General features: G+C 41.1%; 24 protein-coding genes. 12 read left to right on the top strand and 12 right to left on the bottom strand.

Annotation, left to right across the window (positions count from 1 at the left end):
* Nucleotides 1-47: 47 nt before the first annotated feature.
* From mobC to ACFEL9_RS11030, 3 genes are read right to left on the bottom strand one after another with little or no spacing between them, the layout of a single operon-like run.
* Nucleotides 48-2033: a conjugal transfer protein MobC gene (gene mobC / locus ACFEL9_RS11040; RefSeq protein WP_385889604.1), complete on the bottom strand. Its 1986-nt coding sequence runs from the start codon at nt 2031-2033 to the stop codon at nt 48-50.
* 14 nt (nt 2034-2047) lie between these two features.
* Nucleotides 2048-3301 (bottom strand): relaxase/mobilization nuclease domain-containing protein, encoded by a 1254-nt coding sequence (locus ACFEL9_RS11035; RefSeq protein ID WP_385889602.1) that lies wholly within the window; start codon nt 3299-3301, stop codon nt 2048-2050.
* Entirely contained in the window at nt 3286-3678 is a 393-nt protein-coding gene (locus tag ACFEL9_RS11030; protein WP_385889600.1) for a plasmid mobilization protein, read from the bottom strand. The genes ACFEL9_RS11035 and ACFEL9_RS11030 overlap by 16 nt, the downstream gene beginning before the upstream one ends.
* 242 nt (nt 3679-3920) lie before the next feature.
* Between ACFEL9_RS11030 and ACFEL9_RS11025 the strand changes: the two genes are divergently transcribed.
* The 8 genes from ACFEL9_RS11025 to phoU all read left to right on the top strand — a co-directional run bounded on the left by ACFEL9_RS11025 (nt 3921) and on the right by phoU (nt 11394).
* Nucleotides 3921-4211, top strand: coding sequence for a hypothetical protein (locus tag ACFEL9_RS11025; RefSeq protein WP_385889598.1), 291 nt, complete (start codon nt 3921-3923; stop codon nt 4209-4211).
* A 217-nt stretch (nt 4212-4428) separates the two neighbouring features.
* Nucleotides 4429-6435 (top strand): FAD-dependent oxidoreductase, encoded by a 2007-nt coding sequence (locus tag ACFEL9_RS11020; protein WP_385889596.1) that lies wholly within the window; start codon nt 4429-4431, stop codon nt 6433-6435.
* 309 nt (nt 6436-6744) lie between these two features.
* Nucleotides 6745-7194, top strand: a complete 450-nt coding sequence (locus ACFEL9_RS11015; protein WP_385889594.1) for a hypothetical protein — start codon at nt 6745-6747, stop codon at nt 7192-7194.
* 13 nt (nt 7195-7207) lie between these two features.
* Nucleotides 7208-8203, top strand: a complete 996-nt coding sequence (locus ACFEL9_RS11010) for a PstS family phosphate ABC transporter substrate-binding protein (RefSeq protein ID WP_385889592.1) — start codon at nt 7208-7210, stop codon at nt 8201-8203.
* A 26-nt stretch (nt 8204-8229) separates the two neighbouring features.
* Nucleotides 8230-9087, top strand: coding sequence for a phosphate ABC transporter permease subunit PstC (pstC, locus tag ACFEL9_RS11005; RefSeq protein WP_385889589.1), 858 nt, complete (start codon nt 8230-8232; stop codon nt 9085-9087).
* The gene (pstA, locus tag ACFEL9_RS11000; RefSeq protein ID WP_385889587.1) at nt 9084-9947 is read left to right on the top strand and encodes a phosphate ABC transporter permease PstA; all 864 of its coding nucleotides are present in this window, start codon (nt 9084-9086) and stop codon (nt 9945-9947) included. The genes pstC and pstA overlap by 4 nt, the downstream gene beginning before the upstream one ends.
* Nucleotide 9948: 1 nt before the next feature.
* Nucleotides 9949-10698, top strand: a complete 750-nt coding sequence (gene pstB / locus ACFEL9_RS10995) for a phosphate ABC transporter ATP-binding protein PstB (RefSeq protein WP_385889585.1) — start codon at nt 9949-9951, stop codon at nt 10696-10698.
* Between the two features lie 9 nt (nt 10699-10707).
* On the top strand, nt 10708-11394 hold the full coding sequence (gene phoU / locus ACFEL9_RS10990) for a phosphate signaling complex protein PhoU (RefSeq protein WP_385889583.1): 687 nt from the start codon (nt 10708-10710) through the stop codon (nt 11392-11394).
* A 184-nt stretch (nt 11395-11578) separates the two neighbouring features.
* Here phoU and ACFEL9_RS10985 read toward each other — a convergent pair whose 3' ends face one another.
* The 7 genes from ACFEL9_RS10985 to ACFEL9_RS10955 form a co-directional block, all read right to left on the bottom strand.
* Nucleotides 11579-11755: a hypothetical protein gene (locus ACFEL9_RS10985; RefSeq protein ID WP_385889581.1), complete on the bottom strand. Its 177-nt coding sequence runs from the start codon at nt 11753-11755 to the stop codon at nt 11579-11581.
* 55 nt (nt 11756-11810) lie between these two features.
* Nucleotides 11811-12233, bottom strand: coding sequence for a hypothetical protein (locus tag ACFEL9_RS10980; RefSeq protein ID WP_385889579.1), 423 nt, complete (start codon nt 12231-12233; stop codon nt 11811-11813).
* Between the two features lie 374 nt (nt 12234-12607).
* Nucleotides 12608-12823 carry a TMEM175 family protein gene (locus tag ACFEL9_RS10975; RefSeq protein ID WP_385889576.1) on the bottom strand — a complete coding sequence of 72 codons (216 nt, stop codon included), beginning with the start codon at nt 12821-12823 and terminating at the stop codon, nt 12608-12610.
* A gap of 87 nt (nt 12824-12910) precedes the next feature.
* Nucleotides 12911-13342: a hypothetical protein gene (locus ACFEL9_RS10970; RefSeq protein WP_385889573.1), complete on the bottom strand. Its 432-nt coding sequence runs from the start codon at nt 13340-13342 to the stop codon at nt 12911-12913.
* 313 nt (nt 13343-13655) lie between these two features.
* Complete coding sequence (locus tag ACFEL9_RS10965) at nt 13656-14951, bottom strand: epoxide hydrolase family protein (RefSeq protein ID WP_385889571.1); 1296 nt, start codon at nt 14949-14951, stop codon at nt 13656-13658.
* A gap of 295 nt (nt 14952-15246) precedes the next feature.
* Nucleotides 15247-15492, bottom strand: coding sequence for a DUF2798 domain-containing protein (locus ACFEL9_RS10960; protein WP_385889568.1), 246 nt, complete (start codon nt 15490-15492; stop codon nt 15247-15249).
* A gap of 324 nt (nt 15493-15816) precedes the next feature.
* Nucleotides 15817-18075 carry a tetratricopeptide repeat-containing sensor histidine kinase gene (locus ACFEL9_RS10955; RefSeq protein WP_385889566.1) on the bottom strand — a complete coding sequence of 753 codons (2259 nt, stop codon included), beginning with the start codon at nt 18073-18075 and terminating at the stop codon, nt 15817-15819.
* Nucleotides 18076-18466: 391 nt separating this feature from the next.
* Here ACFEL9_RS10955 and ACFEL9_RS10950 point away from each other — a divergent pair, with 391 nt between their 5' ends.
* The 4 genes from ACFEL9_RS10950 (at nt 18467) to ACFEL9_RS10935 (ending at nt 22191) form a co-directional block, all read left to right on the top strand.
* The gene (locus ACFEL9_RS10950) at nt 18467-19783 is read left to right on the top strand and encodes an epoxide hydrolase family protein (RefSeq protein ID WP_385889563.1); all 1317 of its coding nucleotides are present in this window, start codon (nt 18467-18469) and stop codon (nt 19781-19783) included.
* A 63-nt stretch (nt 19784-19846) separates the two neighbouring features.
* Nucleotides 19847-20386: a DUF6130 family protein gene (locus tag ACFEL9_RS10945; RefSeq protein ID WP_385889560.1), complete on the top strand. Its 540-nt coding sequence runs from the start codon at nt 19847-19849 to the stop codon at nt 20384-20386.
* A gap of 79 nt (nt 20387-20465) precedes the next feature.
* A complete protein-coding gene (locus ACFEL9_RS10940) occupies nt 20466-20909 on the top strand; it encodes an organic hydroperoxide resistance protein (protein WP_385889558.1) in 444 nt (147 codons plus the stop codon).
* Nucleotides 20910-21222: 313 nt separating this feature from the next.
* Nucleotides 21223-22191 carry a redoxin domain-containing protein gene (locus tag ACFEL9_RS10935; RefSeq protein ID WP_385889555.1) on the top strand — a complete coding sequence of 323 codons (969 nt, stop codon included), beginning with the start codon at nt 21223-21225 and terminating at the stop codon, nt 22189-22191.
* Between the two features lie 28 nt (nt 22192-22219).
* Here ACFEL9_RS10935 and ACFEL9_RS10930 read toward each other — a convergent pair whose 3' ends face one another.
* Entirely contained in the window at nt 22220-24094 is a 1875-nt protein-coding gene (locus tag ACFEL9_RS10930) for a sigma 54-interacting transcriptional regulator (RefSeq protein WP_385889552.1), read from the bottom strand.
* Nucleotides 24095-24111: 17 nt separating this feature from the next.
* On the bottom strand, nt 24112-26568 hold the full coding sequence (locus ACFEL9_RS10925; protein WP_385889549.1) for a tetratricopeptide repeat-containing sensor histidine kinase: 2457 nt from the start codon (nt 26566-26568) through the stop codon (nt 24112-24114).
* Between the last annotated feature and the right edge of the window lie 15 nt (nt 26569-26583).

Genomic DNA, 26583 nt, shown 5'->3' with positions numbered 1-26583 from the left:
TACTTGATTTTTACCTTACTGCTCGTGTGGTCGCGATTATTAAAGGGTTAGGAGTCTTTCCGAATTATCAAATCCGTCAATTCCGGGGTATCGAGCATTCGCTCCATTTCCGACCGTACAATCATTACCACATCTTTCTTTACCTGCAAATAGGTTTTCAGCACATCGCCAGGCACGACGTTGAAAAAGGATGGAAGGTCTTTGTAGGAAGCCTGTTCCCGGGCCAGTGCTTCATGATCGTTAATTATTTCGGCGCAAAATGCCTTGAGCTCAATTTTCTGATCGGGATTGTCAGCTACCATGCCTACAAATTCACCGCTGGATAACGAGGCTATTTTATTGACGGGAATTGCCATATCCAATTGTTTGGATTTGGTAATTGAAGTGTCGTTTCGATTGATGGCAATACTCTGGCGGTCCTGCAAAATTTTTCCAAATCTTTCTGATAGTTGTTTGGCTGTTTCCCCGCTGACCTGGCCGCTGATGATGTTGCCTGCGATATTCATGATGACTTCTGCCTGTTCCTTCCCGTAATGCAATTTTAACTGGCTGGCATCCTGCACGGCCAACGTGGTGGCAACTTTATTTGACCTGGCCGTTGCGATCAGGTTATCCATCCCATTGAAATAAATAGTGGGAAATTCATCGAACAGGAGACTGCTTTTATTGCAGTTCTTTTTGTTCATTACCCTTGTGATCGCCGTTATATAAAGCGATAGTACCGCACCATATGTTTGTGTCTTTTGCGGGTTATTGCCCACACAAACAATCTTGGGTTGTCTGGGATTATTGATGTCCAGCGTAAAGTCATTGCCGGAAAGTATGTAGTACAATTTCTCCGACGATAGTTTACTGAGGCTGATCTTGGCGCTGGCTATCTGTCCTTCCAGCTGTTCCTTCGCATCATTGAGATAAGCCATTACAAATGGATTTACCAATACCTCAATCTGCGGTTCTGCTCTTAGTATAGAAAATAATTTGGCGTATTCTACCTGCGCCAGCTCGATCACATGGGGGAGGGTGCAGTATTTGCCATTCTTGTATGTACACAAAAACCATATCAGGGCCGTTACAAAATTGATTGGCGACTCTACAAAGAAGTCTCCCTGTTTTTTGATCCACTCCCTGTTTAGGCCCAGCATGATCGTTCGCGATGATTCCGCTGCATCCGTAATATCGTGCATGGTGGAAACGTCCAGGGGATTGCACCGGTGGGATCGATTCAGTTCATCAAAGTTGATTACGTAGAAGTTAGGTGCGACTGTATAACGATGTTTATTGCGCAGGTATTGGTTGTAAGCGATCTTCGTGAGGTCGTCGAATTTAAAATCATATACAAACATGCTGAACCCTTTTTGGATGTGCTGTTTGATGATATGCTGAATGATAAAATAAGATTTGCCGCTTCCCGGAGAGCCCATTACCAACAAGGCACGAAAGGGATTAATGATGTTGATCCAGCTCCGCCGAAAGCGGCCCTTTAAATTATACCTGGCCGGCAGATTGATGGAGTATTCGTTATTCAACAACCGTTCTTCCTGGGGAAAGGTTTCGTTGAAGGTATTGAAGACGCTGTTATTTAACCGGAACCTGATGATTCTTGAGAGAAATGTTCCACCCGTTAATACCAAAATATATCCTGTAATCGTAACGACCATATAAGCAATAGATACATACTGTTTGTCTAATTTTAGTTTCAATGCCAGGTAGCTAAAAAAATATAGCATCAATCCGGTTATGATATACGCCAATGCTGTTTTATACCCGAGCTTCTCATCCTTGCGGCCCCTTGCTCCCAACAGCGAAATGATCAGCATGATCAGGGAAATCGCTTTCGACTTATGAAAGGCGCTGAACAAACCTGTATTATAAACATTTTGTAGCAGGCGGTCAGTTATCTCCGAGCGCCATTCCCGCTGCTTAAAAGCTTCATAGCAGTAATAGTAAAAGTGCAATAACAAGATTGCCATACTGATCATTCTCGTCAGGTCGAGGATCTTTCTCAAACTTTGTTCGTTCTCGCCGGTATGCATGATTTTTTAATTGTTTATTGCGCGGATCTCCGCTTTTTCTTTTTCCGTTTTTTTAATTCATATGGCACGTAAAGCCACTCCTCAGTGGGATTCATTATTTCTTCCACGATGCGGGGTAGACTCAATTCGGTTTGCTTTTCTTTAGCCGTTGCCCGTTCAATCGTGCTGGCTTCGGCATTAGTTGCATCAACAGGCTTTTGGGGTTGGGTCACTATTTGCGTGATGCCGAATTTTTCGAGGATGGCTTTGGCACTGTATTGTTTGCCAATATCACTGCCATTAAAAACTGTCTTTGTATTATGATCGATGTAGGTCAATCCATACACAATCCCGTTTTCATTTTGCCTGATCGCAAGGCTGATCTTTTCTTTTTCCAGTGCCAATTTGAAAGCCTGTAAATTTTTTGGCGGACTTACCATGATCCAGTCAATGGCTAACCTTACATTCTTTCTGCACTCCTGTTTTGCGATTTCATTTTCGGTAAACTTTGATTCGAGAAAAGCAAGCGTTGGTTTACTATAGATTGAACTCGCTTTGATCGGTACGCCAATCTTGTTGCCTTTTTCATCAAGCACCCTGTATAACAGCCCGCGCTTTTGAAATATGATTCCCTGCTCACACCCACGGTCGGCCATCACATTGTATAATTTCAACACTGCATTCAATTCGGCGAGGGAAGCATATTTATAGGTTGGAAGGACGGCATCCAGGACATTCGTAATGGCTCGTTTGGTCGGAGACTTTCCGTACTTCACCCGTTCCACGTTTACCGGGTTTATTTCTTTGTTTTGATCGGCCTGCTGTTCTGCTCTTACCAGCTTGTAAGCGATTTCAATTTCCTTCCTGGCTTTAGTTGATTCATTTTTCCCCAGGTTATGCAGGGAAATTCTTTTCCCGTCTTTTTGAATGTTGGTCGAGACAATATGGACATGCGGATGTCCCGCATCGTGGTGCTGATACACCAGGTAGGGCTGCGCCCCGAATCCAATTTTTTCCATATATACCGTCGCAATTTCCACCAGCTTTTCCCGCCCAATCTTTTCATTCAATCCGAAATTGAGCGAAATGTGTATGGTATTGGTCGCTGCTCTTTTATTCAACGCCATCAAACTTTCAAACCGTTTGAGTTTTTCATAGAAATTCAACTGCTCCGCTTCTTTTAAAAAATTATGTGCATAGATGCAATCAGCCACGCCTTCCTTGCTTTTTTGTTCATTATAATTCAGCGCTCTTTGGATGCTGCCGGGTATGGTTATTTTTGCGACCATTGCTCATAGATTTGATTCATCTTTCCGGTGATCTCTTCCAACTTTTTCATGAAGGCTTTTTTGCCCGCTTCATTGACAATTGCCCACGCGTTTATTTCGGCAACATGGTCCAATGTGTGCAACTTATGCACGGCCTGGTTGAAGTTGTTTCCAATGGCATTCAATTCTTTTTTTAACAGGATCATTTCTTCCAGAAAATCATCGGCCGACTGGTTTCGATAAAGAATATGTACCGGCTCCTTTAAAAGGACGTCTCTTGCATATTCACTGAGTGCATTGCAGGTGCTACGGGAGTAAAACTGGTTGAGCTTTTTTTCTTCCGTTTCATTTAGCCGGATGGTTAACCACCTGGAGCGGATTTGTTTTTTTTCTCTCATCGCTTTTCATTTTCACATCTTGTACTCTTCGCCCCGCAACGACTCCGGAGTGCAGGGCAAGATGCCCCAAACGTGCAACGTTTGTACATCTTGCCGGTCGAGATTAAGCAACCTGGGGTTTTATAAAGTTAGTCGTTGGGAGTGCCGCAAAAAATACCTGTTCAAATTCTGAAGTGGCTTAAGTGAGGTATCTGCAATAGATTTGTCATGACAAATTTTTTTCAATATTAAATGTGCGTGATATGAGTAATGTGACTACTGCAAAACAGGAAAAAGCAAAAGTCTTCCAGACGGTATTCAGCAGCCCGGGCATGAGTGAGAAATGCAAGATCAACCTGGTGGTCAGCCGGCAAAATATTTTGCTGCTGAGCCGGCTTATTGAAGCGGGTTTGTTAGCGGATAAAAACCGGCTCGATGATGAAATTATCGCGGCCCTGCCGGATGGCTCTTTGGAAGATTTTAAAGTCATTCATGAAGAGATTTTGCGCAAAGGTGATCTCGCTGAGTTTTATCAGCATTTAAGATCTCTTTAGCTTGTGCTGTTAAAGCATAATTTCAACTATATGTCCGGTTACTATTAATAAATATAAAGCGCTTTTTGATTTGTCTGTGTGGTTGATCCGGCCCGGGATCAAGATCCCGGTTTTTCATAAATCATAGCCAGTTTCGAAATAAGCAGCACTAAGCGCATAGGCATTTATAAAGCTGGCTTCGTTTTTTGTTTAATTTTAAAATTTTAAAATATTGTCAATGCAATCTATAAAGTTGACCGGCCTGGCTTGTTTATTGTTTTTTATAAGCAGGCATTCAATCGCCCAGTCAGAATATAAGACTGATGTCTGTATTTATGGCGGTACGTCGGCAGGAGTCATCGCAGCTTATACCGCAGCGAAGATGGGCAAAACCGTCCTTCTTATAGAACCAGGACATCATTTAGGCGGACTTTCCTCAGGTGGGTTGGGTTATACCGATATCGGTAATAAGTACGCCATCACAGGGCTGGCACTTGATTTTTACAGGAAGATTGGTAGTTATTATGGAAAGTTTGAACAATGGATTTTTGAACCTCATGTAGCGGAGAACATTTTCAATAATTACATAAAAAAAGCAAAAGTTCCGGTTCTTTATAATTACAGGATCACCGGTGTTGGAAAAAATAATAGCTATATAAGGGAGATAACTGTTGAACATTCTGATCAGCCTTCGCCATCCTCAAATAAGATTATCGCTGCCAAAATGTTTATCGATTGCAGCTATGAAGGGGATCTGATGGCGAAAGCGGGTGTCTCCTATACAGTCGGAAGAGAACCGAACAGCCTGTATAATGAAACATATAATGGAGTACAGTTGAGAGATAAACATCAGTTCCCTGACGGCATTGACCCATATAAGATACCCGGAAAACCGGAAAGCGGTTTGTTATGGGGGATCAGTACAGAACAGCTGGCCCCCCAGGGAACGGGTGATAAAAAAGTGCAGGCTTATAATTTCAGGATATGCCTTACTGATAAGCCAGAGAATTTAATTCCCATAACCAGACCTGCGAATTATGATTCGTCGAAGTATGAACTCCTGCTTCGTTCTCTTGAAAAGAAACCTGCAAAAGACCTTTGGGGATTTCTCAAGTTTGACCTGATGCCTAACAGTAAAACCGACATCAATAACAACGGTCCCTTTTCAACGGATATGATTGGTGAAAATTATGATTACCCCGAAGCGGATTATGCATCCCGTAAACGGATTATTCAAAAGCACGAGGACTATGTAAAAGGATTTTTATATTTCATCGGTCATGACGAAAGAATGCCAGCTCATTTGCGGACGGAAATGTTAAAGTGGGGATTTCCTAAAGATGAATATACGGATAACGGCAACTGGTCGCCGCAAATCTATGTTCGGGAAGCAAGAAGAATGAAAGGAGCCTATGTTATGACGCAAGCCAATTGTGAAGGTCGTGAAGTCGTAAGTGACGGCATCGCGATGGCGGCTTACACTATGGATTCGCATAATTGCCAGCGGATAGTTATAAACGGGATGGTAAAGAATGAAGGAGATGTGCAAATAGGGGGATTTGGGCCTTACCCAATTGCTTACCGGTCCATTATCCCTACGGAAAATGAGTGCCGTAACATCCTGGTTCCGGTTTGTCTTTCTGCCAGTCACATCGCCTATGGATCTATCAGGATGGAACCTGTATTTATGGCACTGGCACAGTCATCAGCCGTTGCGGCAGTATTGGCCATACAATCAAATGCACCTGTTCAGCATGTTTCCGCCAAACAAATTCAGTCGGTACTCCGGTCCAATCCGCTGGCCGATAACAGTACCGCAGAAATTGTAGTGGATAATGATGATAAAAATAATGTCCGGGTAAAGGGGAACTGGACGGTTGTTAAAAATTCCGGGTATGGTCCTTCCTTGCTTGTTTCTGAAAAAGATGATGATGAAAAGACAGTGCAGTTTACTGTGCCGTTAAAGGAAAGTGGACGATATAAGGTATATACCTACCTGCTTCCTAAATATCCGGGAATCGCTTCAGAAATTCATGTCTCGGTTTTCGATGGTAACAAATCTAAGTCCGTCGTCGTAACACCGGCGAACATAGAAGTCAGGGGACAAACCAGCGGAGAATGGGTATATATTGGCCAGTTTAATTTTTCGGCAGACAAAAAAAGTTTTATACAGATCAGTCCCCAAAAAGGGGAGGGCGTTGCATTAGCTGACGCCATACTCTTACAACCCGATTCGGGGAAATAAGCCGCCATACCTCCAGGGGCTGGAATTCAAGAGCCGTGAGATTGCAGGAATTATTCTTCGGAGAATTATCGTAATCTGTCAACCAGGGTTGTTTATTATGATTTTTAAAACGCAGACATTCTCATTTGCGTAAACCATGCGAGCTATGTTCATACCTGCTTCCAATGGCCTTTTTATGAGTGCAAGTTGTTGAGGAACTCAGTATCAAACGTCACCAATGTATAAGGAAGGGCGACATCTTAAAAGATAACATTGCACTCCGGTTGTACCGGTTTTATGTTCGTAATTTTAATCTTAAAGAATAAACATATGGCAAGAGCAGCTCTTCTCTTTAATGGAATTGGTTTTTCCTTTCAAGTCGAGGAACGGGCGTTTAGCTGGGCCAAACAAAATAATGGTTCGCTTGTAGCGCTTTTTCTAAAAGCAAAGCATGTGGCCAGAGAAGGATATATTTTTCCAAGTGACCTGGATGAAGCACAAAACCTTCAAAATAACGAGGACGCCGATGCTGCCAGTATGCGGGTGATTTATAGTAATATAACCATGCTTGAGCATAATGCAAGCAGTAAACATATTAACTTAACGACACAATTGATGAGCGACCCGTCGGAAGAGCAAATACTACAGCACATATCCGGTTGCGAGTGCCTGTTTATGGATGACAAATTTGATCAACCAGGGATTCTGAGAGTTGAAGGCACTCATCTGGAAAAACTGCTGAAAAAAATCCAGCTACCAATAGTTAAGGTACCAGTTTAAAATTGCCTTTAGTATGGGACAGCGTTTTAGATGGATCCACATATTACTAATACCTGTTTTTATCTTTCTTATATCGTGTTTTAAACAGTATAAGGGCCGCATCAGCATTGATGGATCCAGTTCTGTTTATCCTATTACCGAAGCTGTTGCTGAAGAATACAGGATTAGTCATGAAGATATACGTGTGACAGTAGGTGTATCCGGCACAGGCGGCGGGTTTAATAAATTTGCGCGGGGAGAAATTGATATCAGCAATGCTTCCCGTCCTATTAAAGAACCTGAGATCAGAGCCTGTGCAGAGAATAATATCGCCTTTATCGAAATCCCTGTTGCCTATGATGGGTTGGCTGTTGTGATCAGCCCGGCCAATGAATTTGTGGATTATCTCACGGTTGATGAATTAAAAAAGATGTGGGAGCCGGCTGCGCAGCAGAAAATAATATCCTGGCATCAAATAAGAGCAACCTTTCCTGATGTACCGCTGAGATTATACGGAGCAGGTACTTCCTCCGGCACGTATGACTATTTTACAGAGGCTATTGTAGGCAAAGCAAAATCATCCAGGGGAGATTATACTGCAAGTGAAGATGATAATGTGCTGGTACAGGGTGTTTCAACAGATAAGGGCGCACTGGGTTTTTTTGGACTTGCTTACTACGTGGAAAATAAAAATAAATTAAAATTGGTCGGTATTGATGCCGGAAACGGGAGAGGCCCGGTATATCCCGCTGATTCAACAGTACGAACAGGTACTTATGCCCCCTTGTCAAGACCTGAATTTATTTATATAAATGCCCGGTCTGCCAACTCAGTCGTAACCCAGGATTTCGTGCGATTTTATTTGGAAAATGCACCAAAACTGGTGGAGGAGATAGGGTATGTCTCCTTGCCCGATGAAGCTTACAAGCTTAGCTATCAGCGGTTTTTACAAAAGAAAACAGGCTCAATGTTTGCAAATAAATCAACTGTCGGCGCAGATTTAGTCAAATTGATGAAAGAAGATTTATGACATGACGTATGCGGAGAAAAGAAAAAATGATCGAAATAGTAATGATGTGTTGCAGCTTTGTAACAGTCCTTACAACCATCGGGATCATTGCTATCTTAACGATTGAATCAGTCAAATTCTTTTCTGAAGTTTCAATTGGGGACTTTGTTACAGATAAACAGTGGACGCCTCTTTTTACGGAAAAGCATTTCGGTATATTGCCGCTTCTTTCAGGAACATTATTGACCACAACCATTGCTATTTTTCTTGCAGTCCCCCTGGGGTTAATAATTGCGGTCTATTTAAATGAATATGCATCGCCGCGATTAACTTCGGTAGTCAAGCCTGTCCTGGAGGTATTAGCAGCTGTACCCACAGTGGTGTACGGCTTTTTTGCATTACAGTTTGTCACCCCACTATTACAAAAAATTATTCCCGGTCTTAACGGATTCAATGCGCTTTCACCTGGTTTGGTTATGGGGGTTATGATAATCCCCTATATCACCTCATTAAGTGAAGATGCATTGAGAGCGGTCCCACGTTCTTTAAGGGAAGCCTCGTACGGAATAGGAGCCACTAAATTCCAGACAGCATTCAACGTAATGTTGCCGGCCGCATCTTCAGGTATCATCGTTTCTGTTATATTGGCTATCTCAAGGGCGTTGGGCGAAACCATGATCGTAGCGATCGCAGCAGGTCAGGAACCGAAACTTACTTTTAATCCCAAAGAATCGGTTGAGACCATTACCACCTATATTGTGCAGGTCAGCATGGGAGATGTTCCCCGGGATTCACTGGAATACAAAACTATCTATGCTGCGGGGCTTACATTATTTGTATTCACGTTTATCCTCAATAATATCAGCTTTTGGATACGGAAAAGATTTCAAAACAAATATGAATGAGCAGTAAATCTCATATAAGAGCTAAATTAACTGATACGGTATTTAAATATATCGCTTTAGTTTTTACGGTATTTGCGCTGGGAATACTGGTGGTTTTGCTGATTGATATTTTCTCCAAAGGAATGACAAGGATCAATTGGGATTTTTTCCAAAACCTGCCATCACGTCACGCGGAAAAATCCGGGATCAGGACAGCACTGGCCGGCATGTTGTCCTTATTATTTTTTACGGTGATCATTGCGTTACCGATTGGCATTTTTGCAGGTATTTATTTACAGGAGTACGGAAAGAAAAATCGCCTGGCGAAATTCATTGAGATAAATATCGCTAACCTGGCCGGCGTACCTTCTGTGATTTACGGAATACTGGGGCTGACACTATTTGTACGGATTTTGAAATTAGGTAATAGTCTTATCGCCGGAGCTCTGACGCTCAGTCTGCTGATCCTTCCTGTTATTATCGTTGCAACCCGGGAAGCGATCAGGGCGGTACCTGATTCATTGCGGGAAGCTTCGTATGGTATGGGTGCTACAAAATGGCAAACAACAAGCAGGGTAGTGGTTCCTTCAGCTTTAGGCGGTATACTGACCGGTATTATTTTAGCTGTATCACGGGCTATCGGTGAAACGGCTCCACTGCTGGTAATAGGAGCATTAGTATATGTTCCTTTTATTCCTGAAGGCCCCCGGGACCAGTTTACGACCCTGCCCATACAGGTCTTTAACTGGACATCGCGTCCGCAGGCTGCTTTTATCGTCAATGCAGCAGCAGGCATCATTGTTCTTTTAGTTATTACTTTTTTGTTAAATGGTATAGCTATAAATATCCGGAATAAATGGTACAAAAAAATAAGGTATTAAAATGTTTAAACTGGAAACAAGAAACGCAAATCTTTGGTATGGAGAGAAACAAGCCTTAAAAAATATTTCAATAGGGATTGAGGCCAATACCGTAACAGCATTTATTGGTCCTTCCGGGTGCGGAAAATCCACTTTGCTCCGGTGTTTCAACCGTATGAATGACCTGATTGAAAATACAACGATTAAAGGGGAATTTTTGTTAGATGATAAAGATATTTATTCTGCTATGGACGTTTATGAATTAAGAAAGAAAATAGGTATGGTGTTTCAAAAACCAAATCCTTTTCCCAAGTCTATTTTTGATAACGTGGCGTATGGTTTGCGCATTATGGGAGAAAAAAATAAAACAGCGATTAAAGATAAAGTAGAGCTTTCCTTAAAAAATGCCGCGTTATGGGAAGAAGTCAGTGGAATGCTGAATAAATCCGCCTTATCGTTATCAGGTGGACAACAGCAACGGCTTTGTATTGCCAGGACATTGGCCACGGAGCCCACAGTAGTTCTTATGGATGAGCCGGCTTCAGCACTCGATCCCATTTCAACCTCAAAAATTGAAGACCTTATTTATGAGCTGAAGCAAAACTTCACGATTGTTATTGTAACACATAATATGCAACAGGCAGCACGGATCAGTAATAAAACCGCTTTTTTTTACCTGGGTGAGTTGATTGAATTTGATGATACAAAAAAGATATTTACTAACCCGCAAAAGGAGCGAACCGAAAATTATGTAACAGGCCGTTTTGGCTAAACTATTTTTATGACACGTCTACAGGAAGAATTGAATAAACTTAGAGAAAGTCTGTCCGATATGGCAGTACTCGTAAAGAAGCAGCTTGAAAAAAGTGTAAGATCGCTTTTAGAGGAAGATGAAGATCTGGCTAATGAAGTTGTCGTTAATGAAAAAAGGGTCAATGCCATGGAATTAAACATTGACCGGGAATGCGAGCATATTTTCGCGTTGCTGAACCCTGTGGCGCATGATATGCGATTCGTTTTTTCAACATTAAAAATCAATGCCGATCTGGAACGAATTGGCGATTACGCGGAAGGTATTGCCAAACTTGTTGTTTTGGGAAAAAAATCATTTGACATTAATCTGATTGACAAAATAAGACTTAAAGAAATGTTTGCTACTTCCTTACTGATGATGGAAGACGTGAAGAAGGCTTATTGCGAGGACGACACAAAGATAGCACGGTCTGTTTTTGCCAAAGACTTAGAACTAAACGAGATAAACAGGAATGCTTCCAACGTAGCAGAAGAGTATATAAAAAACAATCTTGACAGGATTCAACAGGCTTTGCTGCTGATTTCTATTATCAGGAAATTAGAACGTGTAGGTGATCATATAACCAACGTCGCCGAAGAAGTTATTTTCTATAAAGAAGCAAAGGTATTAAGGCATCTTAAAAAAAGAGAGGATGACCACAAGGAAAATCACTGAAGCCTATTGAAATAATTTATTGCCATTTGCATGGGCCGGAACGTGTATCTGGCTAAATGCATATACATGATGCCTGGACAATTTGTTTACAGGTATTGGCCCGACGCCACCATTCGCGTCAGCTTTCACTTACCGAAAAAACAGCCCTAGAAGAAGTGTATACTTCTTTTTTCCATCAGGCATACTAGCGGTGCTGAAAAAAATACCAGCGGCTATAGGGAGTATTTTTATAGGGCTTATTATTCAGCAATACCAGTTGTTCCTGCATCGCTGCATTAAGCGCTGACAGGCTGGTAAAGTCGCGATTACGTAAAGGCCCATAGATATGATTGTACACAATGTTAACGGCCCGTTCCACCATTGCTTTGTCACGCGGACTATACGGACGGGTAACAGTGAAAGTGGTGCCATAGTGTTCACTGAGCTGGTCGATCGACGCGTTTAACAGCCGTCTTTAAATTATCACAAACAATGGTAGCAGGTACGCCCCCATAAAACTTCAGCATAGCGTTAATCGAGTGCGTGAAGTCGCTTGTTTGCTGCGAGTGTACAGCCTGGCAAAAAATAAGACCGCTAAACGGCAGAATAGCGACAAACACTTCACATGGGATCTGCTCACCGGTAGAAGGATCAATGTAGTGTTGTTTTTTACCAGCAAAATCAATCATGATCATGTCTGAAGCCTGATATTCCAGGTGCATCGACAGATCACGATTTTTCAGATACTGATTTAAATGGTGACAATACCGGCTGTAACTATAGCCATCAGGATGCTGAGACAGGTATTCCTGCCATAGCAACTGCCGCGTAACACCGGTCTTTGACAGTTCAGCCGGCATAGCAAAAAATTGTTTGTTGACAACATGCCTTTTATTAACGTTATTCGATGGGTTTTCTGGAAAGTATAAAATACATAACAGGGCAAAACACAAAGATTGCGGTAGAGAAATAAATGCTGAAATAACTTAAGGGAATGCTTGTGAAATATAAAGTGCATGTCAACCAATTCAACCAATGAATTGAAGATTTTAATTTTATTCTTGATTTCCTGGCATTTTGATCCTGCAGCAATGAGTATAGGAAAGAGACAAGACCTAACACCAAACCATAAAAAATATGACTTGGTCTTTCGTGAAAATGTTCACTGAGCGGAGCGGTTGCTAGTGGAATTAACGATGTGGCAAACAGTAAAAAAAAGTTTATCCAAACTACACTAAGGCTTATTCTTACTGTATGAACAAAAATATGATGATGACTTAACCATAAAAATGGCTATTGTAACAAAACTTCCGGCGTAAACTAAAATTTGTTGTAAAATCTTTGGAGTATTCTCCATTGTCAGTTCAGGTATTTTTATTTCTAATACCAACAGCGTCACAATTATTGCTAACACTGCATCGGTGATAGCATCAAGGCGTTCTTTTTTCATTGTTGGATATTTAAAAATAAAATAAGAACGGACGCCGTCTAACGATAGCGCCCGTTTCCTAACTCCGATAATGAACGCTTTGCAAAATCAACGAAGTGATTTGAATCCTTCCCGGATATCCTGAACCAAGAGTTCTGGCTGCTCCCAGGCAGCGAAGTGACCACCCTTGTTATGTTTCTTGTAATAGATCATTTTGGGATATGCTTTTTCAGCCCAACTACGGGGAACTGGACAAAGTTCGTCAGGAAACACGCTTACGACAACAGGAACGTTTACGCCTAAAGGACTCAAAAAGGCATACTTGTTCTCCCAATAAAGACGGTACCCGGATATAGCTGTATTAGTAAACCAGCAAAGGGTAATGTTGTCAAGCACATCATCCCGCGTCATCCCTTCAGACTTTCCTTCAAACAGACGTGAAACGAGTGCTAAGCTAGGCTGATCGTGGTCAATAAATATAGCGGCAAGACCGGTGGGTGAATCAGCCGTTCCGATTAACGTTTGTGGTCGGCTTCCCATAATAAAGGCGTAAGAGGCATGCTTGTATGAAAATATCAATTTATAATAGGCATGTTTTTCTTCAGCTGAAAGCCCTGATGGTGCCGGCCCTCCTGTCCAAGCCAACTTGTCAAGCTCAGATGGAACAGCGCACGGAAAATTTGTTACCATTCCTATTGCCCTTCAAAAATCATGTTGATTCTTTTTTAATTCCATTTTCATCACCAAAAAGCATCTGTCCGAATCAATAAAAAGATTAGACCTTACAATGCATTAGGTTAATTGAATGTAAAAATAGAAGGGAATACATCAAATGCATTTCCCTTCACTTAAATTAACGAAGTGATTTAAATGCCGCACGCAATTCATCCGCAAATAACTCAGGATACTCCCACATTGCGAAGTGACCGCCACGGTCGGCGTCATTAAAATAAAGCAAGTTCTTAAAAGCTTTACGGGCCCATGATTCCTGTGCACGGAACACTTCGTCAGGAAACACGGTGATAGCAACAGGAATGTTAATCTGGTCGGTTTTCTGATCAGCGGCACTGATTAAACTCGTGTTACGGTTTTCCCAATAAATTCTCGATGATGAAGCTGCAGTATTCGTTAACCAATACAGCGTGAAATTGTCCAATACATCATCTATCGTCGGCGATTGTTTGGGGTCTTTGCCGAATGACCATTTATCGAACCCACCGTGTACGAGCATCCAACCAGCGAGCCCGGCCGGAGAGTCTGTAAGTCCGTAACTGACGGCCTGCGGCCTTGCACCCATCATAACCAGGTACGATAGTCCACCATGTTGAAGGAAAGTTCTTAAATCATTAACTGCTGCACGTTCTTTATCACTAAATCCAGCAGGTATAGGTGCTCCGCCGAGTACGGCACCCACATCATTTGTTAAGACTGCAGGCAGGTTGGTATGAATGCCAAGCAGTCCTTTCGGAGCTTGTCGTCCCATTGCCTGAACAACACCGGCACCCCAATCTCCTCCCTGCGCTACATAGCGATTGTATCCTAAACGCTTCATTAAAACGTCCCATGTACGACCAATACGTTCTAATCCCCAACCCGCTTCAGCCGGCTTTTCTGAAAATCCAAAACCCGGGATGGATGGGATCACCACATCGAATGCATCTTCAGCTTTGCCACCGAACTTTGTTGGATCTGTTAACGGACCAATTAATTTGATCTGTTCGAAAACCGAACCTGGCCATCCGTGCGTAATGATCAATGGCATTGCATTGTCATGCTTCGATCTGACATGAATGAAATGTACGTCCAGTCCGTCAATGTTTGTAGTGAATTGGGGAAATGAATTGAGTTTAGCTTCACCTTTGCGCCAATCATAGCCGGTACCCCAATACGTGACCAGTTCCTTTAGCTTTTCGAGTTGCACACCCTGCGAGTGATCTGTCACTGTTTCTTTATCAGGCCAGCGTGTAGCCAGAATACGTTTGCGAAGATCTTTAAGGTCTGCATTTGATATTTGCACTTTAAAAGATCTGATGCTTTCAGTTGATCCTTTATTTGCAAATGAAGTACCCTGCGCATCAGCAATTGTAGCTTGCGAAGCCAGTAAGCCACTAACCACTGCGCTGGCAAAAATGTTTTTTGTTTTTTTCATTGTTTAATAATTTATGAGTTTATGTTTATTCATAAAATTATTAGTGACAAATAGCTTTTGCCAAGGCTAAAACAATACAGGCGGACGAAGTCATTCCTGAGACAGTCAATATGGAGTTCGAAATGACCCGGCCTTTGCGCCTGTTTTGTTTACAAGAATGAGTAAAAGGAAAACTCTAATTGCAGTACAATGCATATTACAGGCGGCATTAAGCCCGTCCATTTTTTCAAGTGAAATGCATAGTTGGTTATGCCAACCTGAACTGTTGCGGAAGCGGTGATGATTTCGGTGAATATTATTGTTGGCCTTGATCCTTTACAGCAATTGGATCTTTTTTCGCCAGGCAGTTCACTAATACTTGAACTCTCGGTGCAATGAATAACATTGAAGGAACGACCAGCAAATAGGAAACCAACCAGGACTGTAACCAGGTTGGTACGAATTTCTCATTGAAACCTACGTTTATTGCTATAAGCACAAATGATATCATGAATGTAGTGATCAAGCCCATTATAAGCGCAAAAAGTATTTTCTGTTTCATTTTTATACCGGTCAATATTACTATGGATAAAAAATCCTATAGCTTTTGTCAATTGTTAAATAGAATTGTAAATCTATTTCCTAAATCATCCGTTAGTCAAGTATCCTATTGATGGAACGGACAGATTTGTTTTTAAAACAACCAATTTTGAAGCTGAATTTGTTATAAAGAACCGGGACCTTCATTTTTTATTATTTCCTTACAATAGGAACCGACCGTGCAATGCCAGTAACATAATAACCAGCTTTTTGAAGCGTGAGTTGAATGTCCTGAGCTTCTACAAACTGGTCTTCGACGATGAGCAGTTTTTTATTCATTTTTTTCTTAATTATTCGAAACAAATGACGTGGTTAATACATCGTGCTTTCTTATCTCTGCGTCATGTACAAATGATATTTTTATTTCAGTTCCGTTATTGTTCTCAATAGAAAAAGTTCCATTAAGATCTTCACTCAGGCCCTTCATCAAACTCATTCCAAGGGAACCTGTTTTCTTACAATCTGCATGCATACCAATCCCATTGTCGGAAATACTGAGTAAGTACTGATCTGCTGATGTATTGGATAGTGAAATAGAGATTACTCCATTCCTTCCATCAGGGAAAGCATATTTTATTGAATTGGTAATTGCTTCGTTCAGGATCAGACCGAGCGGAACAGCCTGGCTTACATCCATTTTAACTTGTTCAATTTCCAACTCAAAATGGATAAGTTGTGCTGTATCAAAACTGTTTTTGAGATAGGATACCAATTCACGGATATAAGACGACATATCAATGGAAGAAACATTTTCTGTACTATATAGCTTTTGATGAATAAGTGACATGGCATGCACCCTGTGCTGGCTGTCATGAATGGCAGTAAGTGCTGCATCATTATCAATATACATAGATTGGGAATTGAGAAGGCTCATTACGATTTGAAGGTTGTTTTTTACACGGTGATGGATTTCTTTTAAAAGCCATTCTTTTTCGTTCAACAAATGTTGTAAAGAAAAATTTTGTTCGTCGATCTCTATTTGATGAGCCTCCAGTTTTTTATTTGTTCGTTGTTTGAGTCTTATGTTACGCAGCAGCAAAACCAAAATGACAAGCAATAACCCGGTGCCCCCAATTATCCAATTGCGGGTAACTGTAGCTTGCGATAATTCGCTTTGCTGTATCTTACTTTCTTTTTCAAGAAGCTTGATATTTTGTTCTTTTTTTTCAGTTTCATATTTTACCTGCACCTCTCTTATTTGCCTTACCTTGGCTACATTAAAAATTGAATCATTTAATTGGTGATACTGGTTCAAATGTTTGATCGCTGAAACATAATTGCCAAGTGATGAGTCAGTTTTAAAAAGCATTAAACTGATTTCTTTAATAGTATTGACCGAATTATTAAGATGTGCTTCATCAAGAGCTATTCCAAAATGGAGCGCTGCTTTTGCAAATTGTTTTTTGCCAAAGTAGTACTGGCCAATATCGTACTCTACATCTCTTCTTATTTCATTGTTTTTACCAAGCAATGGTTCCAGGCTGATCATTTCCCGGTTATATTTATCTGCCATGGAATAATCGTGAACAGAATTATAGTAGTAAGCGAATGTTCTCGCCAGACTCGCTTTCCCATAGGGATCACCGGGCGGGTGTTTTTTTGAAAAATCAAGTAAAAACTTATGCGCTTCTCCCACTTTCTTTTCTTTGATAAGATTGCGAACAAAGAGTCCGGCTTCGCGTGTATAATAAAAATCAACCGGGTTCGGGTGATTTATCTTAAAAACTATTCTATGGTAGTCATTGCTTTTTTCAGGCTGCCCCAATTCATCATATAAATTAGCCACATGACTATAGAAAATTATTGCCCAGGTATCATCCGTTATCTTCATATTTTCAATTGTCAGCAAAGAATAATTAAGAGCTTTGTTATAATTGCCCTCGAGATGATTAGTTACGGAAAGCAAATTGTACAGGTAATGTATATCCTGGTAGCCGCCGGCTTTGTATTTTGCCAATACCTCAAATAATTCATTCTCGGCCAGATCGAGTTTTCCCTGTTTCATGTGTGTGTCGGCAATGTGTCTTTGGGTTTCTGCCTGCTTTTCTTTATTGTTCATCTGTCCGTACAGGGACAATATTTTTTCAAGACAATTTATTCTTGTCAATCCGATCGTATCCAATTCCTCGATATTCCATCCAAGTTCTCTCCAACGTTCAATCTGGTTATTTACAGACCCCGAATTGTTGATGTAGTCAGATGTTTTCATAAAGTACTTATGGGCCCGGGCTGTATCTCCGGCCCTGTAATAGCATTTTCCCAAAAAACAAAAAATTTCAGGTTTCCATTTTACTGAACGAATATTATCACTTATCTCATTTGCTTGCTCTAACAAAATGAGTACTGTGTCCACGCTTATACGGCTGTCATCATATTGAAAATAATAGTATAAGGACAGTTGCAATAGTAGTTGAAGCCTGGTACTATCAGGAATATTTTTTTGCAGGGCTGAAGTCAGAACAGATGGAGGTTGATCCGTTTTTAACTGCGCATGAGATCGGATCATTAGACAAAGCAGGCTACTTATGAAAAATAACTTCAACATGCCTTCATTTTATTATGAATCCATAAAAGAACTAGGTTTATAAAGGGTCTTGGTCGAAAAGAAGTTTACTAAAAAATTTGAGGCTGATCGTTGAATTCCAATCACAAAAGCTTAAGCCAATTTTTATGTTCCGGTGTACTTTCCGGCTGAAGGATTGATATTCTAAGTTACCATTTTATTTCGTGACATATTGAATTGCACCACGGCATTCCCCGATCATCATACTTATCACTTCAGAAGCTTATCAAGTCTCCAATCCGGAAACATTCCTGCTTTAAAATGCCCACTTCAACTTGCGATTTGTCCGCTCAACACATTTGGTGGTTGGAGATGGCCTAATACTGGAAATATTTTTATGTAAACATTTTTCAAACTTTTAGAAACTTAATCAATGAAAAAAAGTAAAAACATTATTGCTGGTACACTGCTCACAGGAGCGTTGGCCCTGCAGGCTGCAGAAGGACTTGCACAGTTTAATGTTGGAGATGAATCATTGCATAATGAAATGATTCGACCTTTCAAAGTACAAATTCCGGGTGCAGACCTTAAAGATCTTCGCCAACGTATAATAGACACCCGTTGGCCGGATAAAGAAACCGTTGCAGATGCCTCTCAGGGCGCGCAACTCGCGAATCTCCAGAAGCTCGTCAACTATTGGGGCAGCAGATATGACTGGCGTAAGGCTGAAGCGAAGTTGAATGCCTTCCCTCAATTCATGACGAACATTGACGTTGTAGACATCCACTTTATTCACGTCCGTTCGAAACACGCTGATGCAATGCCCTTGATCATTACCCATGGATGGCCCGGATCAATTTTTGAACAACTCAAGATTATTCATCCACTCACCGATCCCACCAATTTTGGCGGAAATGCAGAGGACGCTTTTGACGTTGTGATTCCTTCGGTGCCGGGTTTCGGCTTCTCATCAAAACCAAAGGAAATTGGTTGGGGCTTAGAGCGGATAGCCCGCGCCTGGGATAAACTTATGAAACGACTTGGCTACACAAACTATGTCGCACAGGGGGGCGATTGGGGTGCCGGTGTAGTTCAGGCAATGGGGCGACAAGCTCCGAAAGGTTTGCTTGCAATTCATAATAACCTTCCGGCGGTATTTCCTCCAGATGCAGCCGCTGCAATTTCCAGTGGCGGCCCAGTACCGGCTGGACTTTCCAAAGAAGAACTCACTGAATTCAATGCATTGAGGACATTCCTGCAAAATGGCGGATGGAGTTATCTTACAATGATGAGTGCCCGGCCGCAAGCTGTGGGTTATGGTCTCACAGATTCTCCGGCAGGTCTGGCGGGATGGATGCTTGTGCACGGAGGTTTCGGAAAGTGGACCTACGGTAGTGACCCAAACCAGTCACCAACAGTTGAGGACGTATTGGACAATTTTTCACTCTATTGGCTGACGAACACCGCCTCTTCGGGTGCAAGACTTTATTGGGAAAACCGAAATGAAAATTTGATTAGTTCGACTGCACAGAAGACCGATGAGATAAAAATCCCGGTTGCCATAACAGCGTTTCCTGATGATGATCTTTATCGTGCGCCTGAAACCTGGGCCCGCAAAGCTTACCCAAGCCTGGTGTACTACAATAAAGCGGCTAAGGGTGGACACTTCCCAGCCTGGGAACAACCTCAACTATTCGCCGAAGAGATGCGTGCTGCATTCAGATCCATTCGATCAAAAAGTTTACGATAACTAGAGCCAGAAACTTTTGTATCACGCAAATTAATTGAATAAAACCTTCTAAAAAGATCATGTATGAATGAGATAGTAAAGTTGGTTGCGGTTGTGGTCGCAGGAATCGCCTTTACCGCTTGCGACAATTCAACCGCACAAAACAATTCAAAGGCTACTCCACAGTTAACAGGGAGTGCAAAGGAGATCCGAGGTGCTACGCCTTATATAGAACTGCGGGACGAGCCTCCACCGAAATTGATAGTTGATCCTCCTCTTCCCGATCTCCTGGACCAGGGTGTTGTGTGGATTCAATGGCGGGTAGAGAATGTACATATAGCACCTGTGTTTGGAAAAGGAGCGCTACAAACTTCGCCACGGCTCGGGCACCTCCACGTACAAGTGGATGATTTGCCCTGGTGGTGGGCAGATCCAAGTGATATCAATACTATCGATCTGGCGGGACTGCCTCCGGGTCCTCACAAAATCCTTATCACCTTGGTGGATGCTAACCATGAGCCTTTTCCCGGGCAATCTAAGCTAGTCACGTTTACAGTTGGCGGAAATTCCAAAACTCCCTCAGCAGTTCAATCAACTGATAAAAAAGTTGCTTCATGCGGTTAGTGATATCGAATAAGTCGGAGGTAGAAATATTTATTTCACCTCTGCTAAACTTGAAATTTAAAAACTAAAAAATAAAACAATGGAAACAATCACACAAACAAAAAAAGTGCTGTACACGGGCAAAACGCATACTACAGGTGGCCGTGAGCATGGAGTATCGAAAAGTTCCGATGGTCATCTCGAAGTCAAATTATCTACTCCTGGTACTAATGGAGTGGGCACCAACCCCGAACAATTATTTGCAGCAGGATGGTCTGCATGTTTTGAAGCTGCTATGGGCATAGGCACCCGCAAAATGCATATGAAGCTTCCGGAGGATACGGCAATTGATGCTGAAGTTGATCTGTGCTTTGATGATATGGGAGAGTATTCCCTGCAGGCAAGACTTAACGTAAGTATCCCCGGGGTCGATAGAGATGTAGCACAACAACTGGTAGATTATGCGCATCAAACCTGTCCTTATTCAAAAGCCATAAAAGGAAATGTGAAGACGGAATATAACCTGGTAGACATAACTGTTTAAAATCCGAAAATGGCTGGCACCCACTACAGTCGCAGTAAATGGCATTAGCTGCTCAACTCATACAGCTATTAAGTTCGGTGATGTTTCGTTAGTGGGGAATGGTAAAAGCGCGTACGATAATAAAATGTGCGCCGTCTTTTCTACTGTTTTGTGCATTTCATTTGAAAACTAAGTAAAAGAAAAATCAATGTTACAACGGCTTGCATATCGTTATCATCGTTTTTTGGGCATTATGTTCATAACTGTTTTCGGAACGGGTCTGCTAAAGATTGATTTTTCGAAAACAAAAATAAACGAATCAAAAACTTCATCTATGCTACTGAAAGAAGGCGACTTCTCTTGGCTTAAAAAAGCGAATGCATGGCTTAACTCCCCACCGCTTACCGCGTCCGATCTTAAAGGAAAAGTAGTGTTGGTCGAATTTGGAACCTACACCTGTATTAATTGGATACGTACGCTGCCTTATGTACGTGCATGGATTGAAAAATATAAAGAGAAAGGACTGGTTGTAATCGCTGTACATACGCCCGAGTTTCCGTTCGAAAAAAGTATAGATAACATCCGCCGGTCCATAAACGATATGAAGATTGATTTCCCGATTGCAATAGATAATAACTACGCAATTTGGGAAGGTTTCAATAATCACTACTGGCCGGCTTTCTATTTCATTGATGTGAAAGGGAATATCCGGCATCACCAATTTGGAGAAGGAGAATATGAGCAATCCGAAAAAATGATACAACAGTTGTTGATTGAGTCAGGCGCCAAAGGCATTGGTGATGATCTGGTGTCGATAAATGCACAAGGAGTTGAAGTTGCAGCTGACTGGATCAATTTGAACTCTTCTGAAAATTATCTTGGTTATGAACGAACAGAAAATCTAACAAACAATAATCCAATGTATGAAAAGCAACATGTTTATGCAAGGCCTTCACATTTACGACTTAATCAATGGGCCGTTTCCGGTAATTGGATTTTGAAGAAGAAACACATTACGTTGAATAATACGGGTGGCAAAATCGTATATCGCTTTCATGCAAGGGATGTTCACCTTGTAATGGGTCCAACTGTTAAGGGAGCTTCAGTGCGGTTTCGGGTATCTATTGATGGGAAGATTCCGGGCAACTCTCATGGTACTGATATTGATGAACTAGGGAATGGTGCTATTACAGAGCAGCGACTGTACCAATTGATACGACAGCCAAACCCCATTTCTGATCGGGAGTTTGAAATCGAATTTTTTGATTCCGGCGTGGACGTTTTTGCGTTCACGTTCGGTTAGTCAACGATGAATTTAACGCTCAAAATTGTTACTCAATGATATGTTTTGAAATGCCAAGCTTATTCATCTTAGACTTTAATGTAGAGGGTGGTATATTTAGCAATTCTGCCGCCCCACCAACACCCCATACCCTGCCATTGCATTTTTTCAGAACTTCAATTATATAATCCCGTTCGTTCTCATTTATTGTTTTTATAGAAGTATTTGGGTGGAATGAAGGGATTTCTTTTTTATAAATAACGGGAATTGAAACTTCTTCTATGACCGTACTTTTTGCAAGCAGTACACTTCTTTCTATCACATGTTCGAGTTCACGAATATTTCCAGGCCACTCATACGAAATGAAGCTCTTCAAAACTTTATCCGATAAGCCGGTAATTTTTTTTCCCGATTTCCGATTATAAATATTGATAAAATGGTAAGCTAATGCAGGAATGTCTTCAATTCGATCACGTAATGGTGGTAATTCTATTGGAAAAACGTTAAGACGATAGTATAGATCAAGACGGAAACGACCTTCTGCAACTTCTTTTTCCAAATTGCGGTTGGTAGCAGCTATTACACGAACATTTATTTTAATAGGAGACCTTGCGCCGATAGGTTCTATTTCTTTTTCCTGTAACACACGTAAGAGCTTTACCTGCAGGTCAACCGGCATTTCACCGATCTCATCTAAGAAAATGGTTCCTCCATTTGCCAGTTCAAATTTGCCTGTTCTTTTTTCAATTGCGCCGGTGAACGATCCTTTTTCATGTCCAAACAATTCAGATTCGATAAGCGTAGCAGGCAGTGTTGCGCAATTAATTTTTATTAAGGCTTTTCCTTTACGGGATGAAAGATTATGAATACAATCAGCTATCCTTTCTTTTCCTGTGCCACTTTCTCCCAATAACAATACTGACGTATCAAATGGAGCTACCTGGGTGATCTGATCAAAAACATTCAGCAATAAATAACTGTTACCAATAATTCCTTCAAAATGATGTGAAGCTGTAACACTTTCAGAAAGCAGCGAGGGATGAGAACTTTTTCCAACTGCTACAGCTCCCCCTTTAAATATATTTTCAATGACAGTCGTCATTGTATTTTGCAATTGATTGAATAACACGGTATGATCTGAGTTATAAAGATTATCATGGCGGGAATAAAAAGAAATGGTGAATAGCTTATCGCCTGAAAAAGATAAATTCCATGAGATGGATGATTTCATCTTGAAAGTATCGGAAATTAATTGATGGATTTCTCCGGTATTCACGAACGTAAGAATATCACTCAGTTTCAATCGCGATATAGTCGATAGCTCGCTAATACCAATTTTCTGGTATTCATCAAACCCGATTCGTAAAAAACTTACTGCATTATTGGAAGTGCCGCTTAGAGTGTTAAATCCTACGGTTATATAATCAAAAGCAATGTAAGTTTGAAATGCCCTGCAAATATTCAATAACTTTGTTTCAGTGCTTTCATTGCTGTAACTGATGGCCGATAATTTTTCATTTAAAATACTTTTGTTCCTTTCAATGGATTCGGCATTATGTTCATGCCTGTACCGGGCTATCTCCAACATGATGAGAAGATCTCTTTCACGAAATGGCTTTACCAGGAAGCCATAAGGTTCTGTAGTTTTTGCATTGGATAATACTTCTTCGTTTGAATTTGCCGAGAGATAAATAAAAGCAATGTTATCTTTTCTCAATTCCTTAGCGAGGTCAATGCCGGTCAATTTCCCTTTCAAAAAAATATCCAGCAACACAAAGTCTGGTTTTTCTTTTTTTATCATTTCTTGTGCAATAGCAACCGACCGGGCAATGCCGCAAACCTCATAACCGGCCCTTTTAAGTATAAGTTGAAGGTCGTTAGCCTCTACAAACTGATCCTCGACTATAAGTACTTTCTTACTCATTTTCAATCTTAATAGTTTCAAACAAATGACGGGGTTAATACATCATGCTTCCGCACCCCCAGGGCATGTACAAATGATACTTTTATCGTAGTTCCATTTCTATTTTCAATAGAAAAAGTCCCATCAAGGTCTTCACTTAGTCCTGTCATTAAGCTCATACCCAGAGAACCGACTTTAGTAAGGTCAGCCGGCATGCCGATCCCGTTGTCTGAAATAGTTAATAAATATTCATCTGGTGTCGTATTCAAAAGCGAAATAGAAATTGAGCCACTTTGGTCGCCTGGAAAAGCATATTTTATTGAATTGGTAATGGCTTCATTCAATATCAGGCCAAGAGGTACCGCCTGGCTCACATCCATCTGGAGTGGCGCAATATTCAGTTCAAAACGGACACGTTTTCCGACATCAAAGCTCTCACATAGATAGGAAACCAGTTCGCGGATATATAAGGACATGTCAATTGATGACACATTTTCTGAATTGTATAGCTTTTGATGTATGAGTGACATTGCATGTACGCGGTGCTGGCTAGCATGGATGGCGGCAAGCGCAGGTTCGTTTTCAATGTATGAGGACTGTGAATTAAGCAGGCTCATCACAATTTGTAAATTGTTTTTGACACGATGGTGAATCTCCTTAACCAGCCAATCTTTCTCTTCGAGCAATTTTAGTTGCTGCTCATTTAATTTTTGCAGCTGCTTTTGTTGTGATCGTAAGATACTATTTATCTTCTGATTCTTAAGATATCTATTAAAAATTGTTGCAAGCAGAAGCAAGAACAGAATCGCGCCGCCAATAAAGATATTTCTTAATAAGGTCGTTCTTTGAAGCGCTAATGTTTTCAATTGAATGTCTCTATCTTTTTTATCTGTTTCATATTGTATTTTCAATTCTTCAAATTGCTTGTTTTTTATATCATTGAAAATAGAATCATGGAGTAACTTGTTTTCCTGCAGGTGGGTTATTGCATTTTTGTAATTACCCTGCGATGAATCAACACGGAACCTCAGCAATGCCACTTCTTCCTGAACAAAGAGAGGTTCCACTACTTTGTTCTCACGCTTGCTCAAGATATCCAGATACGTTTTTGCTTTATTGTATTGCTTGGCTTGAACATAAAATCTGCCGAGGGCCAGATGATTACTAAGTTGGTCAGCGATGGGCAAATTTTTTGCCAGGTCCCGTGATTTTAGAAAACACTGCTCCGCTTTATCATAATTTCCCATGACCATATTTGCCTCCCCTTCGCTTTCGGCTATGACTTTCATATCATAGGGTTTGAACGTTGCGCTATCTTTCTTGGCATCCTGCAACATTGCCAAAGCCTCCTGAGGCTTATTCTTTGCAAGATATGCTCTTGTTAAATCTTTGTATATACTACCCTGTATTCTCGTTCCTTTGTGGCGTAGCACTGCAATCGTTTTTTGAAAATATAATATACTTTCATCTATATTTCCCCGGCGGTAATATACTTGTCCAATAGCGTTATATGCATAAACCGGAATTTCGTCCATATTACCCTTCGCAAGTTTTTCTGCTTTTAATCCATTAGCAAGCGATTTTGTATAGTCACCTTTGAGTTGATATGCATAACATAATCCTGCATAACAAGCTGGATGCAATTCAGCTTTCTCTCCTAATAATTCAAGAAACCCTAAATAAAATCCTTCTCCATAGTCGGGCAGGGAAGTTGCCTCGAAGAGCATATAACCGTCCCCAAGTTGGTAAAGTATACTGTCTTCTACAGCTATCATTTTCTTTTTCTCCAGATCATTTTTACAATTAGCAAATGAATTCCGCCAAAGTGATTCAATTTGGTCAAAACTTTCTTTGTCATTGCTAAAGTATAAGACAGTGTTCCTGAATACTCTCGCAACTACTTCCGGATAACCCGACTCTTTGCAGATTGCAACTGCATCAATTAAGAACCGTTTCAAGCTTTTGAAATTCTTATTTTTTGCATGCAAAATGACCAGATTAAGAAGTGATTGAATTTCCAGGTCCTTGGAATGAGCCGCCCTGCTTTGCTCCAATGCCTGATTTCCATAATATGCGGCACTGTCACGATCAATCTTAGCGTTGGAATTTAGTTTATATTCCGCAAGTTGTAGAATCACCTTAATTCTTGTGGTATCGCTAAGCGTTTTCAGTAGAGTCTTTACTGCCGAATAATTCCTGGCCTCCACATAAATCCTTCCAATCCAGAAATCCGATTCCTCATTTCCTTGCTTGTAATTTAGACTGCTGCTTAATTGTTTTGCCTCCTTTGCCAGCATAAGTGCACTATCAAGATCCATTTGCAATTCTAATGGCTTAAGAAGATAATATGAACTTAGCCTTATAAGCAGGTGGACCCGGGCGGTGTCAGGTTTGCTATTGGTGTATTGTTGTAATAAACCCAACGGATAATCCTGGGCATAGCTCATAAAGAATGTCATTACTATGCAGCAAGCAATGAAAAATAACCTGATCATAGCTTTATTGGTTTT

The organism is Terrimonas alba, assembly GCF_042434975.1.
In the GTDB taxonomy this organism is placed as follows: Bacteria; Bacteroidota; Bacteroidia; order Chitinophagales; family Chitinophagaceae; genus Terrimonas_B; species Terrimonas_B alba.
This window is presented reverse-complemented; position numbering and strand designations above follow the sequence as displayed.

Bases quoted from the DNA above. Each gene is read 5' to 3' on its own strand.
- mobC (WP_385889604.1), bottom strand. From the start codon at position 2,033: ATGCATACCGGCGAGAACGAACAAAGTTTGAGAAAGATCCTCGACCTG.
- ACFEL9_RS11035 (WP_385889602.1), bottom strand. From the start codon at position 3,301: ATGGTCGCAAAAATAACCATACCCGGCAGCATCCAAAGAGCGCTGAAT.
- ACFEL9_RS11030 (WP_385889600.1), bottom strand. From the start codon at position 3,678: ATGAGAGAAAAAAAACAAATCCGCTCCAGGTGGTTAACCATCCGGCTA.
- ACFEL9_RS11025 (WP_385889598.1), top strand. From the start codon at position 3,921: ATGAGTAATGTGACTACTGCAAAACAGGAAAAAGCAAAAGTCTTCCAG.
- ACFEL9_RS11020 (WP_385889596.1), top strand. From the start codon at position 4,429: ATGCAATCTATAAAGTTGACCGGCCTGGCTTGTTTATTGTTTTTTATA.
- ACFEL9_RS11015 (WP_385889594.1), top strand. From the start codon at position 6,745: ATGGCAAGAGCAGCTCTTCTCTTTAATGGAATTGGTTTTTCCTTTCAA.
- ACFEL9_RS11010 (WP_385889592.1), top strand. From the start codon at position 7,208: ATGGGACAGCGTTTTAGATGGATCCACATATTACTAATACCTGTTTTT.
- pstC (WP_385889589.1), top strand. From the start codon at position 8,230: ATGATCGAAATAGTAATGATGTGTTGCAGCTTTGTAACAGTCCTTACA.
- pstA (WP_385889587.1), top strand. From the start codon at position 9,084: ATGAGCAGTAAATCTCATATAAGAGCTAAATTAACTGATACGGTATTT.
- pstB (WP_385889585.1), top strand. From the start codon at position 9,949: ATGTTTAAACTGGAAACAAGAAACGCAAATCTTTGGTATGGAGAGAAA.
- phoU (WP_385889583.1), top strand. From the start codon at position 10,708: ATGACACGTCTACAGGAAGAATTGAATAAACTTAGAGAAAGTCTGTCC.
- ACFEL9_RS10985 (WP_385889581.1), bottom strand. From the start codon at position 11,755: ATGGTGGAACGGGCCGTTAACATTGTGTACAATCATATCTATGGGCCT.
- ACFEL9_RS10980 (WP_385889579.1), bottom strand. From the start codon at position 12,233: ATGCCGGCTGAACTGTCAAAGACCGGTGTTACGCGGCAGTTGCTATGG.
- ACFEL9_RS10975 (WP_385889576.1), bottom strand. From the start codon at position 12,823: ATGAAAAAAGAACGCCTTGATGCTATCACCGATGCAGTGTTAGCAATA.
- ACFEL9_RS10970 (WP_385889573.1), bottom strand. From the start codon at position 13,342: ATGGGAAGCCGACCACAAACGTTAATCGGAACGGCTGATTCACCCACC.
- ACFEL9_RS10965 (WP_385889571.1), bottom strand. From the start codon at position 14,951: ATGAAAAAAACAAAAAACATTTTTGCCAGCGCAGTGGTTAGTGGCTTA.
- ACFEL9_RS10960 (WP_385889568.1), bottom strand. From the start codon at position 15,492: ATGAAACAGAAAATACTTTTTGCGCTTATAATGGGCTTGATCACTACA.
- ACFEL9_RS10955 (WP_385889566.1), bottom strand. From the start codon at position 18,075: ATGTTGAAGTTATTTTTCATAAGTAGCCTGCTTTGTCTAATGATCCGA.
- ACFEL9_RS10950 (WP_385889563.1), top strand. From the start codon at position 18,467: ATGAAAAAAAGTAAAAACATTATTGCTGGTACACTGCTCACAGGAGCG.
- ACFEL9_RS10945 (WP_385889560.1), top strand. From the start codon at position 19,847: ATGAATGAGATAGTAAAGTTGGTTGCGGTTGTGGTCGCAGGAATCGCC.
- ACFEL9_RS10940 (WP_385889558.1), top strand. From the start codon at position 20,466: ATGGAAACAATCACACAAACAAAAAAAGTGCTGTACACGGGCAAAACG.
- ACFEL9_RS10935 (WP_385889555.1), top strand. From the start codon at position 21,223: ATGCTACTGAAAGAAGGCGACTTCTCTTGGCTTAAAAAAGCGAATGCA.
- ACFEL9_RS10930 (WP_385889552.1), bottom strand. From the start codon at position 24,094: ATGAGTAAGAAAGTACTTATAGTCGAGGATCAGTTTGTAGAGGCTAAC.
- ACFEL9_RS10925 (WP_385889549.1), bottom strand. From the start codon at position 26,568: ATGATCAGGTTATTTTTCATTGCTTGCTGCATAGTAATGACATTCTTT.